This window comes from Ornithobacterium rhinotracheale DSM 15997 (genome assembly GCF_000265465.1).
Lineage (GTDB): Bacteria > Bacteroidota > Bacteroidia > Flavobacteriales > Weeksellaceae > Ornithobacterium > Ornithobacterium rhinotracheale.
In genome coordinates this window covers 216,332-234,350 of sequence record NC_018016.1, presented here as the reverse complement: position 1 = coordinate 234,350, position 18,019 = coordinate 216,332, and the positions used below count along the sequence as shown (strand labels likewise).

Genomic DNA, 18,019 nt, shown 5'->3' with positions numbered 1-18,019 from the left:
TAAAACCTTGAAAAAGTTTTTTCGCTTTATTTTAATATTTTTTGCCATAATTATACTGCTGGCAGCAGGATTGTTTTTTGCGATTCAAATCCCATCTGTTCAGTCTAAAATTATCAGTAAAGTTGTAGAAAAAGTAAACCAAGATTTCGGCACCTCCATCAGTGTGGGAGGAGTGGATATTGATTTCTGGGGCGACATCGTTTTAAGTGATATTTCGGCTAAAGATTACAAGCAAAACGATTTTATCGATATTAAAAAAGTAACGGCAGACATCAGTTTGTGGGATATTTATCAAGATTCCAACAATGTGGCGGTGAAAAGCTTGGTGCTAGATCAAGCACGCGTTAAGGTGCTGACTTATAAAGGAGATAGCTTGTCCAATTTTATGCGATTTCTCGATGTTTTTGCTACGGGAGATACCACCGAATCACATTTTAAACTTCGAGGAAACATCGAAATCAACGAAAGTGCACTTTCTATCATTAATGATAATTTAGATGAAAAAAGCCGCGTGTGGCTCGATGCAAATAACTTAAATGCAGTAGTAAAGGGCTTCAAAATGCACGATGATATTTACGAAGCAGATATTAGAAATTTAAGCTTTTTAGCCAAGAAAAATGGCGAAAATTTTGAATTAAAGAAATTAGCTTCGAAATTTAAAATGGATAATACTGGGCTTTATTTCAATGATTTAACCTTTAAAACAGAATCATCTTTCTTGCAAGGGCATATCCGATTGCTCACGCCTACCGAAAATGCTTTTTCAGACTTTAGCAACAAAGTAGATTGGGATTTGCTACTTGGTAAGGATAATGTGCTTGGCTTTAAGGATATTCGCTATTTTGTGCCTGATTGGGACTCGAGCGAGAAAGTCCAGATTTCGGGGAAAGCAACGGGGAGTTTAAATAATTTAAACCTTGCCGAATTAAACTTAGCCAACGGGAAAACGAAAATAAAAACGCCTGTCATCAATCTTCAGAATATGATTGATGGCGATATCGGGGTGTTTTCAAACGAATTGAATGTCAGTACTTCTTACGACGAGTTGGTGCGAATTTTACCAACTTTTATAGATAAAAACATCACGCCATACATCAAGCGATTTGGCGAAATGAATTATGGCGGAGCCTTTAATCTTGATGATCAATTGGTGTATGCCAAAGGGAATTTGCAATCAGCTTTGGGACAAGCTTTTGTGAATTTAAATATGTATGATTATCGCAAAGAAAATCCTACTTATAATGGATTTATCAATACGCCAAATTTTGATTTAAAACAACTTACTGAGTTGAAAATGCTCGATAAAGTTTCGGGTGAAATCGACTTTAAAGGAGCTGGTTTTGACATCAATACTATGACGCTTACTGCCAAAGGAAAAATCAATTATCTGGATTTGATGGGCGAGCGTTACAACAATTTGAGCCTAGATGGTGTGCTGAGCAAGGAAACTTACAACGGATACCTTTCTATCAACGATCCAGGCAAAGCACAATTGGATTATCAAGGATTTTTTGATTTTAGCCAAAAAGAGATTAAGGCAAATTTTGAATCCAATGTGTCGTATGTGAATTTAAATTATTTTAAACTCACTGATAAGAAAAATTCTTGGATTAAAGCCAAAGTGAAAGGTGATGCGAGGTTCTCGGACATCAATGATTTGCAAGGAGATTTTGTGATGGATCAAATTACCTTTAATTCAGATACTTTGCTTGTAAATCTGCCAAAAACAGATTTATCATTCTCTAAAACTCCAAACGGAGAAAAACTCATCGATTTACAAATGCCTAATTATTTGACAGCCACCATGGAGGGGCAATATAAATTGGACGAGTTGGGCGATATTATCTACAACGGTGTGGGGAATTTCTTGGTAGATTATAAAAAGAAAAAAGTATCCAAAGGGCAACACTTAAACTATTTGGTCATTGTAGAAGATGATTTGATCAATTACTTTTTGCCCAATTTGCGCGTAAAACCGCAAACACTTGCCGCTGGAGTGATTGATAATGATAACGATGTGTTCCAAATCGATTTCCGATCGCCAAGTATCCGCTACAAAGATTATATGGCAGAAGATATACATTTAGCTGCCACTGCGGGAGAGGAGAAAACCATAGAACTCACCAGCGAAAAGCTGAAAATAGAGAATTTCTTGTTTTCTAATTTAAGACTTGATGGTAAAAACGAAAGAGATACGCTAAATGCAAAAATGCACTTTTTTGCGGGCGAGCAAAAGGCGTCTGAGTTTAATCTTAATTTTTATCAAACATTTGATGAAGAGCATAAAATCAAAGTAGGATTTTCGCCATCTAAATTCAATTTGGAAGGCGTTGAGTGGCATATCAATCCCGATAATTCCACCGATAGCAATTATGCCAGTATAGATTTTGATAAAAACATTTATAAAGTTTCGGATTTCGTATTGCAGTCAGACGATCAATATTTAAAAATCAATGGAGATTATTTCAATCCAGAGAAATTTAATTTTCAAACAGAAATTCAAAACATTCATTTAGAAAAAGCCATTCCAAAATCCTACATGGCGGGTATGGATTTAAAGGGAATAGCCAACGGAACTATTGATATTAAGAAAGATAACAATCAAGTAGAGCCAATTGCTGATTTAAAGATTGATTCTATTCAATTAAATGATAGACTGATCGGGAACTTTGCAACGGAAACTAAATATGATGTGGAAACAGAGACATTCAACATCACGGGAAGTTTAGACAAGTATAACGAAAACACATTGTTTGTGAGTGGGGATATTAAAAATACCAACTCGCAGCCAGAGCTAGATTTGGTGGCAAACTTTGATGATTTTGATGTAGATATTTTAGGAGCATTCTTGGACGAAGTGATGACCGACTGGAAAGGAAAACTTTCTGGAGATGTTGTTGTAAAAGGAAATTTAATGGATCCATCGATTTCGGGAGAGGTAACGATGAAGAATTTAGGATTTAAAGTTGTTTACCTAGGAACTCGCTATCAGTTCGATGGAGAAAATGAATTGACTTTGAATAAACAACCAGGATTCAACGGGCAATTGGAATTAGACAATATCACCTTTACCGAGACCAATTCCAAAACCAAAGGAATAGTAGATGGTTCGCTGATTTTCTCAGACCTATCGAGCTGGTTCCTTGATTTAGACTTTAAAACAAATAAACTTTTAGTTATAAGCACTAGCGTAAAGGACAATGAGATGTTCTATGGTCGTGTATTTGCTAAGGGCGAATTTTTCATGTTCGGTCCTGCAAGCGACTTGGTAATCTCTGGAAGAAATCTAGATGTGCTAAAGGGCTCTGTAATAAATTTAAATACTTCTGGAACCAAGAATGTGAGCGACAACCCATTCATTCAGTTTTATTCGGTAGACGAGGAGGGAAGTATTGTGCAAGACGAGACGCAGGAGCAGCGTGTTTCTGGTTTCTCTATGGATTTAAGCCTAAATGTAGACGCCAATACTACGGTGAATTTAGTTTTAGATGAAAAATCTGATGACAAAATAGAGGCGCAAGGATATGCCAAAAACTTCAAGATAGCCATGAACCGAGCTGGAAACCTTAGTATCGATGGTGAATATGTAATCACAGATGGGGTGTACAATTATCGCCAAAGTGTGATTATTGATAAAAAGTTTGACATCGAGAAAGGAGGCTACATTCGATTTAATGGAAATCCATATAATGCACAAATGAATTTACGAGCAGTTTACTCCAGAAATGTGAGCAATTTAGGTGCATACATAGGAGCTACTTATTTGCAACCAATGGAGGTGGATGTAGTAGCTTCCATCAGTGGAGATTTAAACAAAACCAATATAGATTTAGGCATTGAGGTGCCAGAGGCAAATAGCCAAGTGCAAAGCATGCTCAATAGCAAGATTAAAAACAATGTAGACGAGAGAATCAGGCAAGTGGGGTCTATCCTTGTTTTAGGTAAATTTGATGTAAATCAAAGCATTACAACAGCCATTGCATCAGATGTTGCCACATCGTCTGCCTTTGAATTGCTTGGTCGCCAGATAGGAAATGCCTTTTCTAGCATTATCCCAGGATTAGAGATCAATCCTACTTATTTGCAATCATCAGACAGTAGAAATCAAGCAGATAGAATTCAAACTCAGTTTAATTTTGCCATCAATCCAAGATTGAAAATCAACGGAATGGTGGGAACACCGCTGGGGTCTCAATTCAACGAAGAAGTTACAACTTCGTTTGAGCTAGATTATGATATTTCTAAAAAAATAGACGGGGGGCTAAGACTCAGAGCATTCTCTAGACCTTCCACCATAGGTTTGGAAAACTACAATGTCAACAACACTTATGCCCAAAGTTATGGAGCAGGGATTGTTTACCATAGAGCATTTAATAGATTTAGAGAATTGTTCTCACTAAAATCGGACGATGAAGAGCAAGAAACCAATAAAAAAACGCTCGACAAAAAAGCCGTAAACGATAGTACAAAACTTAAAAACAAAACAGTTCAATTTTCTAAATAGCTAAAGGCAAACAACGGCTAGATAAAAAACACACTACATTTTTTAGAAAAACACGCGTCTTTTTTTAAAAAAGACGCGTGTTTTTATTTAAAGCCACGCTACGAAATATCCAAAAGTATTATATAAGTATGATATTTGCTTTATTATTAAAAAATTCGCAAAGAATATTGGCAAGATTGGTGAAATGTTATTAAATTTGTTACAATTAAAAATATCTGAATTATGAGACCAACTTACAAAATTGACGAGGTAGATAAGCGAATTTTACGCTATCTGATAGAGAATACACGAATGCCATTTACAGAAATTGCAAAGAAAATGGATGTTTCAGCAGGGACAATCCATGTGCGTGTAAAGAAATTAGAAGACGCAGGAATCATCAAAGGATCTACGCTTAACATTGATTATTCAAAAATGGGATACGATTTCGTTGCCTATGTAGGTATTATGCTTACGAAATCAAACCGAATCCAAGAAGTGCTTCAGCGTCTTAAAAAAATCCCAAATATCACAGTCGCTAGTGTGATTTCAGGAAAATACAATATCTTCTGTAAAATCCGCGCAAAAGATACCAGAGATGCCAAAGAAGTAATCTATAAAATAGATGAGATTGAAGATGTTTTAAGAACAGAATCTATGATTTCTCTTGACGAAGAAATTAATGACAAAACAAGATTACTTAGTTCAATTTTTATGTAGGCCAAACATTATAAAAAAAAGAAATCCTCTAGAATTTAAATTCTAGAGGATTTCTTTTTATAACAACAATAAATAAAGATTCAGATTTTAATTGAAAGCTGCACCAAATAATTCTGGCCAGTTTTCTGAGAAGATTTTTACCGACATAGCCAAAAGGATAATTCCCGAGATTTTGTGTACAATCACAACACCAGTATCACCTAGCCATTTTCCGATATATTTTGAATTTTTCATGATTACATAAACAATAATCAAGTTGATGATAATACCACCAATGATCGCCTCTACTCGGTACAAAGATCTAAGTGCCAAAATTGTAGTAAGTACCCCAGGACCTGCCAGTAGAGGGAATGCTACTGGCACGATAGAAACACTGTCAGGGATTTCAGTCTTGTGGAATGTTACTCCCAAAATCATTTCCACTGCAAGCAAAAATAGTACAAACGAACCTGCAACGGCAAAGGCTGGCAACGGAATTCCCATAAAATTAAACAAAGCATTTCCTACAAAAAGGAATATAATCATAAGCAATGCAGCCACAATACTCGCTTTTTCTGAGTTGATGGCTCCTACTTTTTTCTCTAACCCAATGAAAATAGGTAAGTTCCCTAAAATATCAATAATCGGGAATAGAACAATCACAACCTTTCCCGTTTGTTTTATAATCGTCAAAAGTAACTCTGTATCCATACTGCTATTTTTTAATCAAAAAAGGAATGCAAAAGTATGAATTTTTTTCAAAAGCAAAGTGTTTTTACCACACTATTTTTTTGTCAAAAGAAAAAAGCCTTGATTTAATTAAGAAATTCGCAAAAAATAGCGTACTTTTGAACAGAAAAATTTGTTCATGACTAAAGAAGAATACATTAAGAATTATAAAAACGAAACTCAAGCACCAGGGCGTGCTGCCATCGATGAGCATTTGGCAAAATTCTATCCCAAAATGGATTTTAGGCATTATGCTACACAAGAAGAAGACGCTTTCTACAACCCGAATCTAGATGCCTTGCAGGGCGTGAGCATATTTGATTGCGATGAGCCAGAAAATCACAAACATTTGATTTCTTATGGCTTAAGCGAGTTGTATTTCAACGAAAAAGCCTTTGGTCAGAAATTTAGCAAATGGGGATTTGAACTTACTTTTAGACTAAAACCATTTGAATTAGATGCCGATAAGAAAAACGAAAAATTTGGGGATCCTACTTGGGCAGTGCAAGTGATGAATAATTTAGCAATGTTTGTCAATGAGACACAACATTGGTTTATGCCACATCAGTTTTTGCCGATCAATGGACCCATTCGTCTTGAGTGCGATACCGATATTACGGGCATTATTTTTGTAGAAGACTCGGTGCTAGGCAAGATTGATACGCTGCATGGCGAAGTGCAGTTTTTGCAAATGGTAGGAATCACTACGCCAGAATTGGAATTTCTTTTAGAAAACCCAAATTTAGACTCAATTATGAGCCTTGAAGAAAAATTGAAAAAGGATAATCCTTTATTAATTACAGATTTAAACAGAAAATCAGTTATATGAATTTAATTATTAATTTACTAGTTACCTCGGCTGTGGCTTATTTTTTAGCCAACAACTTGAGCGGAGTCCATATCAATAGTTTTGGGACAGCAATTGTTTTCTCAATAGTTTTGGGACTTTTGAGCGTTACAGTAAAACCTATTTTAAGCTTTTTCAGTTTGCCACTTACGGTGCTTACTTTGGGCTTATTCTTGTTGGTAATCAATGCGATAATTATCCTGCTGTGCAGTGCATTAATTAGCGGATTTAGTGTCGATGGATTCTGGTGGGCAATGTTGTTCAGCTTAATCTTATCAGTGCTTACGGCATTTGTAAACTCCATTTTGGGGATTAATGGCTAATTGAGTAGGCATTGTTTATGAAAAAATAAAAGCTTTCTTTTCGCCGAGAAAAGAAAGCTTTTTTATTACTCTTAAAAAATTATTTTAACTTACTTTCTTGATTAAAGAAATCAAACTGATCAAAAGTATCTTGTGCCACCGAGTGATCGATCTTGTTGTGTAAATCTTCAAATATTTTTAAATCAAAATATTTAATTGCCGCGATTAAATGATCAAAAATATCAGATTGAATATCCTCATACTCGCGCCAAATCGTGGTATTGGTAAAGGCATAAATCTCCACAGGAATTCCTTTTGAGGTAGGTGCGAGCTGGCGTACCAGTTGCGTTTTAGAATGATCGATGCGAGGGTGATTGTTTAAGTAGATTTCTACATATTTTCTAAAAAGTCCCAAGTTGGTGAAATTTCTACCATTTACAAGGAAATTCTTATCGGCATTGTTTTCAGTATTGAATTGATTAATCTCGTTCTGTCTTTCAATGATGTAGTCTTTAATCCCCTGGATTTTTAAAAATTTTTCTAATTCTTTTTCAGGAATAAATCGCACCGTAGATTGAATGATGTTAATCGATCGTTTAATCCTTCTACCTCCCGAATTCTCCATTCCGCGCCAGTTCTGAAACGAATTTTGAATCAATTTGTAAGTAGGAATTGTTGTAATCGTTTTGTCAAAATTCTGAACTTTCACAGTATTCAGATTTATCTCTATCACATCGCCATCTGCGTTGTATTCTGGCATCGTAATCCAGTCGCCAAGTCTCACCATGTCGTTGGTAGCCACCGTGATACTTGCTACAAAGCCCATAATGGTGTCCTTGAAAATTAATAATAAAACCGCCGATGTTGCCCCTAGAACTCCTGCGAGGGTGGTGATGTCGTTTCCTGTGATAATCATGTAGGAGAAAATACATCCAATGAATAGGAAAATGATGTGAATCACTTGGCTCCAGCTGGACATAGGTTTGTATTTAAAGGCAGGTCGCTCTCGTAGTATATCAAAAAAGGATTTTATGACAGACATTACAATCCTGATAATTACAAATATGATATAAACCTGAACTAATTTTTCTGCGATTTTGTGTAGTGCATGAAAATCTCTAAACACAAAAGGAATAGCACTTAGTATAATTGGTACAGGGGCTAATAAAGCTACATTGTGAGGAAAATAATGTTTTCTTAAATATTTAAAAATGTGAAAATTAGTTCGTTTCACCATTTGTTCCATGACGCCACGCAGTATAAACCGAACGACATAAAGCACAACGGCAACAATTACAAATAGAATAACGAAAAGAGTTAAAACAACAGCATAGCGATTGAAGTCATTTTGAAACCCAAGTTCCAACAATGCTTGGTGCAGCCAATCATAAAAATCATCAAAAATAGAATTGCTATTGCTTGGAATTTGCATCATCTTGTTCTTCTTTTTTTAGAATAACTTTTGGTTCTTGATTCTTTTCTGGTTCTTGTTCGGGTGGAGTAGGAGAGTCGTTCATGATGTCTTGCCAGCGTTTGAATCTTTCCTTTCCTCTCCACAAAAAGCCAGGGAGATATTGCTGATCTTCTGGAAAATCTGCAGGCGGGTAGAGTTTAGACTGTTGCCCAATTTTGCAAGAGATGATTTCCATTTTTCGGTCTTCGAAAGTAGCCTCTATAATCCCACAATCGGAACGATTGATCCCTAGCAATTCTTTTTGTTTCGTTTTTTTGTCCTCATCTTCAAGAAATAGCGTGGATTGTGCATTCCCAAAAGCTTGTACCCATTCAATCGAATCATTTTTAAACATGGCAGTCATGTTTTTAGATTTTATTTGATTGAAATCTTTGGGATTAATAGAATCTCTCTGTGCCATGGCAAAAGCATTGTTCCTAACTTGAATAGAATCCAATTGCTCATATTTTGCATTGATATATACCAAGATGGTATCTCCTGTAATTTGCTTGGCATCGCTCCACAAAATTGGATCGTTGAACATGCCTACGCTAGAAGTTTTTTCGGAATAAACGATAGAGTCACTTTTGCCTTGTGCGTTGGACTTAAAGAATTTAGCATTATGGAATGCACGAACAAGGCTCACACTATCTCGTTTAGTAGCCAAAAGTGTGTCGGCATGCAGGTATAGGCTATCTTTTTCAAAGGCACGCACAGCCAGAGCGTTTTGTGTTACAAAGGCAGAATCCAATTCTTTGTAGAATTTAGCTAAATTTCCTTTTATAAACCTTCTCTCTTCGGGATCATCTAGAAAAACATCGCCTTTCCCTTCGCCTTGTCCCGTTAATTGATTGTAATACAAATCATCTGCGGTAATAGATTTGCCATCGCTGTAGACCGATGAGCGATCTTTTAAGAAAGCCTCTTTCTTGTTTAAATAATATTTTCCGCGAGTGGTTTTGATGTATTGCGAACTGTTTTTTTTGCTTTGAATTGTAGTCTTGCCCAAAAATTGAACAAAACCCTCGTTGCTATTATACTCCACATTATCGCTATCGATGTAATAATCCTCGTTGTTGATGATTACATTCCCCTCAAAAGTGTTGGTTTTGGTAGCCACATCATACTCCCCAGATTGGCTTGTGATTGTATTTTCTTTGCTCACAATCGTTCCGCCTGTGTTATAAAAAGCCTTGTTGCTTGCTCGGTCATACTCCAATCGGTCGGTGTAGAGCGTTTGTTTGCCATCTCGCAGCACCACATGCTTTTCGGCAATAGCGATTTCGGTATTTCCGTTGTATTCCACATAGCCAGCAGTGATGTCGTATTTCTCGTTTTTCATTTCCACATTAGAAAATGCCTCGAAATAATTTTCTTTTTGATAAAATACAGCACTATCAGCTTTGAGAGTGGCACCCTTGTGCGTAAAAATTACATTGCCAGAAAACAACAAATTCCCGTTGTATTTTTCGGGAACTCTTTCAATTTTATCAGCATTTACAAGTTTTATCATTTCTTTTTTGCTTGTTTTCTTTTGGGCTAAAACAAGCGAACTGAATAATAAAACTAAAAATAGGCTAAATATATATTTTTTATTTTGGATTGCGTTTGCCATAAAAGTAAAGCGAATGCGTTTCAATAGTAATATCAAAAACTTCTTCTATTGTATTTTTAATTGATTGAATTCTAGGGTCGCAAAATTCTAAAACTTCGCCCGTGTCGGTGAGCAAAACGTGGTCGTGCTGCTTGTCGAAATAGCATTTTTCATAACGCGCCTGTAGAGAGTCGCCGAAGAGATGCTTGCGCACCAATTTGGCATCCATCAGAAGTTCTATCGTATTGTAAAGCGTAGCACGGCTCACACGGTATTTTTTTTCTTTCATTTTCATGTAGAGCTCATCAATATCAAAGTGGTCTTCTGTGCTATAAATTTCCTCTAAAATAGCATAGCGTTCAGGTGTCTTGCGATGTTTGTGCTCGTCCAAAAAGTGTGTAAGTACTTCTTTTACAATGTCTAGATTAGATTTCTGCGGCGTATTTTCTTCCATGTTCTAAGTTTCTAGTTTAATTCTTTTGGTTCTGAAAAAACAAAAATATAAAATTTAAAATTAATCTTGGCTTCTTTTCACTTTATTTACACCCTCTATTTGTCTAATTTCAGACAAAATATTTTCTAACTGATTTTTATGAGAAACCACAATTTCAAGGTCGCCAATCATCATTCCTCCCTCAGATCTCACATTCACGCTTTTCATCTCCACATTATTGTTTCTAGAAAGGCAATTGGTGATGTCGTTGAGCATTCCGTGGCGATCTAGTCCTATTACTTTTATAAATGTTTTATACTCTCTGCGAGAAGAGTCTATCCATTTGGCTTCCATTACTCTATAAGAGTAGTTGGCACGGAGTTCTATGGCATTTGGGCAAGTCTTTTTATGCACTTTGATACCACGATTTACGGTAATAAAACCAAAGACATCGTCTCCTGGAATTGGGCTACAACAATTAGCCAAAGTGTAGTCTAGTTTCTTTTCTTCGTCGCCAAACACTACTTGGTCAAGATGTTGTGGTGCTACAATGGCTTTTTTGTTTCCGCTTCGTGTTTTAAATCGGTTTAGGAAACTGGTAACCCCTGTTTTTTTATCGGCAAATCGTTTTAAATCTTGGTTAGCGATTACGCCATTTTGCACATGGAAAAATAAATCTTGCGAATTTTTTTCATTAAAGAAAGCTTGCAGTTCATTTACCATACTTTCGTCAAGCGTTAAACGCAGGTGGCGCAACTTTCTTTCTAAAATTTCTCTCCCCTCTTCCGATTTTTCGCGGCGTTCTGCATTGAGCGAAGCCTTGATTTTGGTACGCGCACGCCCTGTTTTTACATAATCGAGCCAATCGGCTTTGGGGCGTTGGTTTTGTGAGGCTATAATTTCGATTTGGTCTCCGTTTTTAAGTTCATAACTTAACGGACAAAGTTTTCCATTGACTTTGGCTCCCAAACAGCGGTCTCCCACCTTGGTGTGAATGGCGTAGGCAAAATCAATCGGGCAAGAACCCTTTGGCAGAGACATCACTTCGCCTTTTGGCGTAAAGACAAAAATATCTTTGGTATAAAGATTAAGTCTAAAATTATCAATAAATTCCGAAGTGTTGCTATTCCGTTGATTTTCTATCACTTCGCGCACTTGTGCAATCCATTCCTCAACTTTGGAATCCTCGAGTTTATAATTTTCCTTGTATTTGTAGTGTGCCGCAATCCCTTTTTCGGCGATTTCGTCCATTCGTTCCGAGCGGATTTGCACTTCTACCCACTTTCCGCCAGGTCCCATTACGGTGATGTGTAGCGACTCGTAGCCCGTAGATTTAGGCAGCGTAATCCAATCGCGAAGTCGGGCAGGGTTGGGCTTATAAATGGCGGTAATTAATGAATAAATTTTCCAAGCAATGAATTTCTCGTTCTTAAGGTCGGACTTATAAATAATGCGAATGGCAAATTTGTCAAAAATCTCCTCAAAAGCCACATTTTGGCTTTTCATTTTTTTGTTAATCGAGAAAATAGACTTGGCGCGTCCCTTAATTTCATAATTTAAGCCCTCTTCGTCTAATTTCTCCGAAATAGCATTTTTAAAGTCTTCTACATACTTGTTTCTATCTTCTTCCTCCGCCTTTAATTTATTCGCGATTTCAAAATATTCTTCTGGTTTAGTATATTTTAAGCTTAAATCTTCTAGCTCACTTTTGATGTTGTAGAGCCCCATGCGGTGGGCTAGTGGAGCGTAGATAAAAATCGTTTCCGATGCAATTTTCATTTGCTTGCTTGGAGACATAGATTCCAGCGTGCGCATATTGTGCAGGCGGTCGGCGATTTTGATTAAAATTACACGCACATCTTCAGACAGCGTGAGCAAAAGTTTTCTAAAGTTTTCAGACTGAATGGAAAGCTCTTGGTCGTTTAGAACCGAAATTTTGGTGAGCCCGTCGATAATTTTAGCAAATTTAGCCCCAAAAAGTTTTTCGATATCTTGTAAAGTATAGTCGGTATCTTCTACCACATCGTGCATGAGTGCACAGCTTATACTGGTAGCTCCAAGCCCGATTTCGTCTGCCACGATTTGCGCCACGGCAATCGGGTGGAAGATGTAGGGGTCGCCACTTTTGCGTCGTTGATTCTTGTGTGCATCCATGGCAAGATCAAATGCTTTGCGTATGACCAATTTATCCTCGTCAGACAAATGGCGATATGTGTTTCTCAACATATCCTTGTATCGCATGGCGATTTCTTGAATTTCGGCTTGTACTTGTTCTGGAGTCATTTAAATTTATTAATTTTGGGGCATTCAAATTTAATTGAAAAAATTTAATTATGAAAAATATTTTATTTATGGTAGCCTTGGCATTTGGAATGGTGTCTGGGCATGCTCAGCTGAACGGCTTCGGGGGACAATATGACCAAAATGCGCAGCCTAATCGCTGGAGATTGGGAATGGGAGCAGGTTTAAGCTTTGGGAATAATAATTATATGGCTTTGGCACTTGCGCCATCACTTGGGTATGAGCTAGGTAACGGGCTAGAGGCGGGAGCTACGCTTGGATACCAATATAATAAAGATAATTATTTCAAAAGTAATTTATTTTCAGTCGGTCCTTATGTGAATTATATGTTTGTTCCTCAGTTTTTTGGAAGAGTGCATTATGAGTATTTTTCAGGGAGTCAAAAATCAAAAATTACAAACGATAGTTATGATATCAATGAATCTGCTCTGTGGATAGGAGGAGGATACCAAAGCGAAGGGAGAGTTTCTTTGAGAGCAGGAATTATGTATAATGTCTTGTATAAAGAAGAAAATAGTATTTTTTCTTCAGCGATTCGTCCGTTTGCTGGTGTAGTTTTTGCAGTGTAATCATCTTGGAATTAAAAAAACTTAAATGGATTTAAATTTAATTGTATGGATTTGCTTGCTAATTTTTATAGCAGGACTTTTAGCCTTTGATCTTTTAGTATTGCACAAAACCGAAGACATTTCGCACAAGAAAACCGCTATCGAAACCCTTTTTTGGATTGCGATCGCTATGGGATTTTCGGGCGTTTTGTACCTTTTGTACAAAAACGAATTAGTGCACAACCCTACGCATTTAACCCCGTATCGGGCAGCGGTAAAGTACATCACGGGATATTTGATAGAGCTTTCTTTAAGCGTAGATAACTTATTTGTGATTGCGATGATTTTTACATCCTATAAAATTCCTTTAAAGTACCAGCACAAGGCACTTTTCTGGGGAATCATCGGTGCGATTGTCTTTCGTGGAATCATGATTGCCGTGGGAGTTGTATTATTTAACAAAGTAAGCTGGATTGTTTATGTGTTCGGAGTGTTTTTACTTTTTACTGCGGTGAAAATGTTGTGGGAAGAAATCAATAACAATGAGGAAATAGAAGAAGAAACTTCTGCTCTAGATAAATTTATGCATAAGCATTTAAAAATGAGCCAAAATCTTGACGGAAATAAATTTTTCACCATAGAAAATGGTGTGAAAGTAGCCACGCCGTTGTTTGGAGCTTTGGTGATTATTGAACTTACCGATTTGCTTTTTGCGGTGGATAGCATTCCGGCGATTTTAGCCATTTCGCACGATTCCTTGATTGTGTTCTGTGCGACGATCTTTGCCACATTAGGATTGCGTTCCATGTATTTCTTCTTGGCAAATATGCTTGAAAGATTTAGATATTTAAAATTCAGTGTCATTGTAATTTTGTTCTACATCGGTGTCAAAATGCTACTCATTCACCATATCGAAATCCCTGAATGGTTCTCATTGAGCGTGATTTTTGTGAGTATTTTGGTAGGAATTTTAGCTTCATTAAAAGCAGAGAAAAATGCACAAAAAGTTTAAACTCATCAGTGTGGTTGCCGTGGCAGAAAACAATGTAATTGGCAAAGACGGCGGGCTCATTTGGCACATCCCAGAAGATTTAAAACACTTCAAAAAAGTAACCATGGGGCACCCCATGATTATGGGGCGTAAAACCTTTGAATCTTTCCCAAAACCATTGCCCAATCGTGTGCACATTGTGCTTTCTCGCGACCCAAAACCAAATACCGAGCAAGTAATTTGGGTAACTAGCTTGGAGGAAGCCGTAGCCACTGCAAAAAATTTAGACTCAGAAAAAGCTCATGTAATAGGTGGTGACAATATTTATCGCCAAACCATGGATTTAATCGACGAAATAGAAATCACGAGAATTCATGAAACTTATGAAGGAGATACGCATTTTCCAGCCATTGATGCCACTCAGTTTGAACTGATAAAAGCTAAGGATTTAACAACGGAAAAAGGTATAAAACTAACTTTTGAAACTTACAAAAAAATAAAATAATATGAAAAAGATAATTTTAATGTTAAGCGCAGCGGCTGTAATGTTCAGCTGTAGCAAAGAAAAAAGCTGCTGCACCGAAAAAGCAACAGAAAACAACGCACCAGCGATTGAAGCAGCTGCTCCAGAAGCCAAAGAGAATCAACTTAGTATCGAGGCAACAGATCAAATGAAGTTTAACAAAACTACATTGAAAGCCAAAGCTGGAGAGCCAATTACACTCACTTTAAAACATGTGGGAGAGCAAAGCAAAGAAACCATGGGGCATAATTTTGTATTGCTTAAAAAAGGAACCGATGTAGATGCCTTTGGGCAAGCTGCTACTCAGGCAAAGGACACCGATTTTATTCCGCAGGAAATGAAAGATGATGTAATTGCGCACACTAGAATCTTAGGTGGAGGCGAAGAAGATACAATTGAAATCCCAGCTTTGGACAAAGGTGAATATGATTTCATTTGTTCATTCCCAGGGCATTATGTGATGATGCATGGTAAATTGATTGTAGAATAACCTGTTCAAAAAATTATAATTGAAAAAAGGAAGCCTTTTGCGCTTCCTTTTTTTGTTTATAAAAACAGAATTTAATACATTTTTGTCATTCCGAACTTGATTTGGAATCTCTCAAATTTAATCTCGATTTGTCATTCTGAATTTAATTCAGAATCCCTGTGCGTGGTTGAGACCCTAAAACAAGTTCAGGGAGACACGCGTAAAAACGGGATTAAATACTTTTTTAAATCAAATAAAAAATTACTTAAAAACCTATTTTTCGTATTCTTGATAGGCATCAATGATTTGTTTTACAATCTTGTGGCGCACCACATCTTTACCATCTAGCTGAACAAATGCAATATCGGGCACATTTTTTAAGATAGCCATAGCTTCCTTCAATCCAGATTTTTGTTTTCGAGGTAAATCTATTTGCCCAGGGTCTCCCGTAATGATGAATTTGGCATTTTTCCCCATACGGGTTAAAAACATTTTCATTTGAGAATGTGTAGTATTCTGTGCTTCGTCCAAAATCACAAAAGCATTGTCGAGCGTGCGTCCACGCATAAAAGCCAATGGAGCAATTTCTATCACGCCTTTTTCGATGTAGCTAGCAAGTTTATCAAAATGAATCATATCGCGCAAAGCATCATAAAGCGGCTGTAAATATGGATCTAGTTTCTCTTTCAAGTCTCCAGGCAAGAAACCTAGACTTTCGCCCGCCTCCACGGCAGGACGCGTAAGAATAATCCTTTTTACCTGTTTGTTTTTCAGTGCTTTCACTGCAAGAGCCACGCTAGTGTAGGTTTTCCCTGTTCCAGCGGGACCCGTAGCAAAAACCATATCTTTGTTGTACACCGCATCTACCAATTTTCGCTGATTGGGCGTAAGGGCTTTAATAATGGTGCCATTTAGCCCATGAATGATGGTATCGTCGAGTGCAATTCTTTTAGGCGCAAGCTTACTTTCTTCAAAAAGATATTCCAAATCCGTTTCATTTAAGCGATTGAAATGATGAATGTGATCTAAAATCATATTGATTTTTTGTTCAAAATTCACCAGCTCATCATCCGGACCTACTGCGGTAATTTTTCTACCGCGAGCCACAATTTTAAGTTTAGGAAATTGTTGTACAATATATTCAAGATTCTTATTCTGAATGCCATAAAAATCCTGAACATTGATTTCTGCGAGTTCTATACTTATTTTATTCAAATTGAATTTTTAATTTTTTTAATTCAGATACAAAAATAAGCAATATATTTGTAGTTCACCATGCCAATTATAACAATTACGACAGATTTTGGATTAAAAGACTATTCACTTGCCGCAGTGAAGGGGAGTATTTTAAAAGAATTGCCCGATGCTCGCTTGGTGGATATTTCTCACGATATCAGACCTTTTGACTTAAAAGAAACGGCTTTTATCATTAAAAATGCTTATCCCAATTTCCCCGCAGGCACGGTGCACATCATCGGGGTAGATGCCCTGCCAGATAAAAATAAAAAACTTCTAGCGGCTCGCATCGACGGGCAATATTTTTTGGCTGCAGATAACGGAATTTTGTCGCTTATTTTGGCTGAAACCAAACCAGACGAAATGGTGGAAATCACGATTGGAAAATATGATCCGTTTAGTAATTTTCCCACACGAGATATTTTTGTGCCAGTGGCGTGCCATTTGGTTAGGGGCGGAACTTTAAGTTTGGTCGGCAATGCGACGGAAGAGTTTGTAAGTCTCAACTCGCTAGTGCCTATGAAACGCGATGAGGACACGATTATCGCGACAGTGATTTATGTCGATAAGTTTGGAAATGCGGTGACTAATGTAACTCAACGATATTTTAGAGATTTTGTGCGAGGCAGGAATTTTGAAATTAAATTTTACTCCAATTCGATCGACGAAGTGCATGAACGATACAGCGATATAAAACCCGATGAGGAGGAACGCAACCGAATGGGAAATGTCTTTGCATTGTTCAATTGTACGGGATTTTTGGAAATTGGCGTGTACAAATCAGATCCCAAAAGGCAAGGAGCGGCATGCACGCTTTTTGGTCTAAAGGAAGGAGCTCAAATTTATATAAGTATCAAAAAATAAGTAAAAAATGGATTATTCGATTATAAAGGCAATACACATCATTTTTGTGGTGAGTTATTTTGCAGGGATTTTCTACATGGTACGATTATTTATTTACCATACCGAGGCTTTGCAATCAAACAACACGACAGAAAAGGAAATTTTGCATAAACAATATTGTTTTATGGAAGAACGCCTGTGGAACATCATCACTGTTCCAGCATTGTGTATCATGACGATTTCAGGTATTTATTTGCTCTATGCAATGAATTGGGCATATCTCTCACAAGGCTGGATGCATGTGAAATTGCTTTTTGTATTAATTTTATTTGTGTATCACTATTGGTGTTGGCAAATGATTAAAAACCTAAAGAATAGAAAAATTACATTAGGCTCTGTGCAGCTCCGTATGATGAATGAAGTCGCCACTTTGATTCTATTTGCGGTGGTATTTGCGGTGGTATTAAAAACATTTTTTATTCAATATTGGTATTGGGCATTGATTTCGTTTGTGGCAATGGGGGCACTCATTATGCTCATTGTAAAATTGGTCAATAAAAACAAATAA

The 18,019-nt window shown here is 36.9% G+C and carries 16 protein-coding genes; 10 read left to right on the top strand and 6 right to left on the bottom strand.

Annotated elements, in window-relative coordinates; all coding sequences use genetic code 11:
* Positions 1-7: 7 nt before the first annotated feature.
* Positions 8-4,504, top strand: coding sequence for a translocation/assembly module TamB domain-containing protein (locus ORNRH_RS01125; RefSeq protein ID WP_014790077.1), 4,497 nt, complete (start codon positions 8-10; stop codon positions 4,502-4,504).
* A 222-nt stretch (positions 4,505-4,726) separates the two neighbouring features.
* The gene (locus tag ORNRH_RS01120; protein WP_014790076.1) at positions 4,727-5,203 is read left to right on the top strand and encodes an Lrp/AsnC family transcriptional regulator; all 477 of its coding nucleotides are present in this window, start codon (positions 4,727-4,729) and stop codon (positions 5,201-5,203) included.
* A gap of 87 nt (positions 5,204-5,290) precedes the next feature.
* On the opposite strand, the gene ORNRH_RS01115 is transcribed toward ORNRH_RS01120, so the two are convergent.
* Positions 5,291-5,893: a MarC family protein gene (locus tag ORNRH_RS01115; RefSeq protein WP_014790075.1), complete on the bottom strand. Its 603-nt coding sequence runs from the start codon at positions 5,891-5,893 to the stop codon at positions 5,291-5,293.
* A gap of 157 nt (positions 5,894-6,050) precedes the next feature.
* Between ORNRH_RS01115 and ORNRH_RS01110 the strand changes: the two genes are divergently transcribed.
* Both ORNRH_RS01110 and ORNRH_RS01105 read left to right on the top strand, forming a co-directional pair.
* Positions 6,051-6,740 (top strand): suppressor of fused domain protein, encoded by a 690-nt coding sequence (locus ORNRH_RS01110; RefSeq protein ID WP_014790074.1) that lies wholly within the window; start codon positions 6,051-6,053, stop codon positions 6,738-6,740.
* Positions 6,737-7,081 carry a phage holin family protein gene (locus tag ORNRH_RS01105; RefSeq protein ID WP_014790073.1) on the top strand — a complete coding sequence of 115 codons (345 nt, stop codon included), beginning with the start codon at positions 6,737-6,739 and terminating at the stop codon, positions 7,079-7,081. Before ORNRH_RS01110 ends, ORNRH_RS01105 begins: the two co-directional genes overlap by 4 nt.
* A gap of 79 nt (positions 7,082-7,160) precedes the next feature.
* Here ORNRH_RS01105 and ORNRH_RS01100 read toward each other — a convergent pair whose 3' ends face one another.
* Genes ORNRH_RS01100 through ORNRH_RS01085 form a run of 4 tightly spaced genes read right to left on the bottom strand, consistent with a single transcriptional unit; the run spans position 7,161 to position 12,823 of the window.
* Positions 7,161-8,495 (bottom strand): mechanosensitive ion channel family protein, encoded by a 1,335-nt coding sequence (locus tag ORNRH_RS01100; RefSeq protein WP_014790072.1) that lies wholly within the window; start codon positions 8,493-8,495, stop codon positions 7,161-7,163.
* Entirely contained in the window at positions 8,473-10,128 is a 1,656-nt protein-coding gene (locus ORNRH_RS01095; RefSeq protein WP_014790071.1) for an OstA-like protein, read from the bottom strand. The genes ORNRH_RS01100 and ORNRH_RS01095 overlap by 23 nt, the downstream gene beginning before the upstream one ends.
* A complete protein-coding gene (locus ORNRH_RS01090) occupies positions 10,106-10,561 on the bottom strand; it encodes a Fur family transcriptional regulator (RefSeq protein WP_014790070.1) in 456 nt (151 codons plus the stop codon). Before ORNRH_RS01090 ends, ORNRH_RS01095 begins: the two co-directional genes overlap by 23 nt.
* Positions 10,562-10,621: 60 nt before the next feature.
* On the bottom strand, positions 10,622-12,823 hold the full coding sequence (locus ORNRH_RS01085) for a RelA/SpoT family protein (protein WP_014790069.1): 2,202 nt from the start codon (positions 12,821-12,823) through the stop codon (positions 10,622-10,624).
* A gap of 50 nt (positions 12,824-12,873) precedes the next feature.
* Here ORNRH_RS01085 and ORNRH_RS01080 point away from each other — a divergent pair, with 50 nt between their 5' ends.
* Genes ORNRH_RS01080 through azu form a run of 4 tightly spaced genes read left to right on the top strand, consistent with a single transcriptional unit; the run spans position 12,874 to position 15,393 of the window.
* Entirely contained in the window at positions 12,874-13,410 is a 537-nt protein-coding gene (locus ORNRH_RS01080; protein ID WP_155814484.1) for a transporter, read from the top strand.
* 25 nt (positions 13,411-13,435) lie between these two features.
* The gene (locus ORNRH_RS01075; protein ID WP_014790067.1) at positions 13,436-14,401 is read left to right on the top strand and encodes a TerC/Alx family metal homeostasis membrane protein; all 966 of its coding nucleotides are present in this window, start codon (positions 13,436-13,438) and stop codon (positions 14,399-14,401) included.
* Positions 14,385-14,885, top strand: coding sequence for a dihydrofolate reductase (locus ORNRH_RS01070; RefSeq protein ID WP_014790066.1), 501 nt, complete (start codon positions 14,385-14,387; stop codon positions 14,883-14,885). The genes ORNRH_RS01075 and ORNRH_RS01070 overlap by 17 nt, the downstream gene beginning before the upstream one ends.
* A gap of 1 nt (position 14,886) precedes the next feature.
* A complete protein-coding gene (azu, locus tag ORNRH_RS01065) occupies positions 14,887-15,393 on the top strand; it encodes an azurin (RefSeq protein ID WP_014790065.1) in 507 nt (168 codons plus the stop codon).
* A gap of 252 nt (positions 15,394-15,645) precedes the next feature.
* Here azu and ORNRH_RS01060 read toward each other — a convergent pair whose 3' ends face one another.
* Positions 15,646-16,587 (bottom strand): PhoH family protein, encoded by a 942-nt coding sequence (locus ORNRH_RS01060; protein WP_014790064.1) that lies wholly within the window; start codon positions 16,585-16,587, stop codon positions 15,646-15,648.
* 60 nt (positions 16,588-16,647) lie between these two features.
* Between ORNRH_RS01060 and ORNRH_RS01055 the strand changes: the two genes are divergently transcribed.
* Together ORNRH_RS01055 and ORNRH_RS01050 are read left to right on the top strand one after the other, a co-directional pair.
* Entirely contained in the window at positions 16,648-17,472 is an 825-nt protein-coding gene (locus ORNRH_RS01055; RefSeq protein WP_014790063.1) for an SAM hydrolase/SAM-dependent halogenase family protein, read from the top strand.
* Between the two features lie 7 nt (positions 17,473-17,479).
* Positions 17,480-18,019: a CopD family protein gene (locus ORNRH_RS01050; RefSeq protein WP_014790062.1), complete on the top strand. Its 540-nt coding sequence runs from the start codon at positions 17,480-17,482 to the stop codon at positions 18,017-18,019.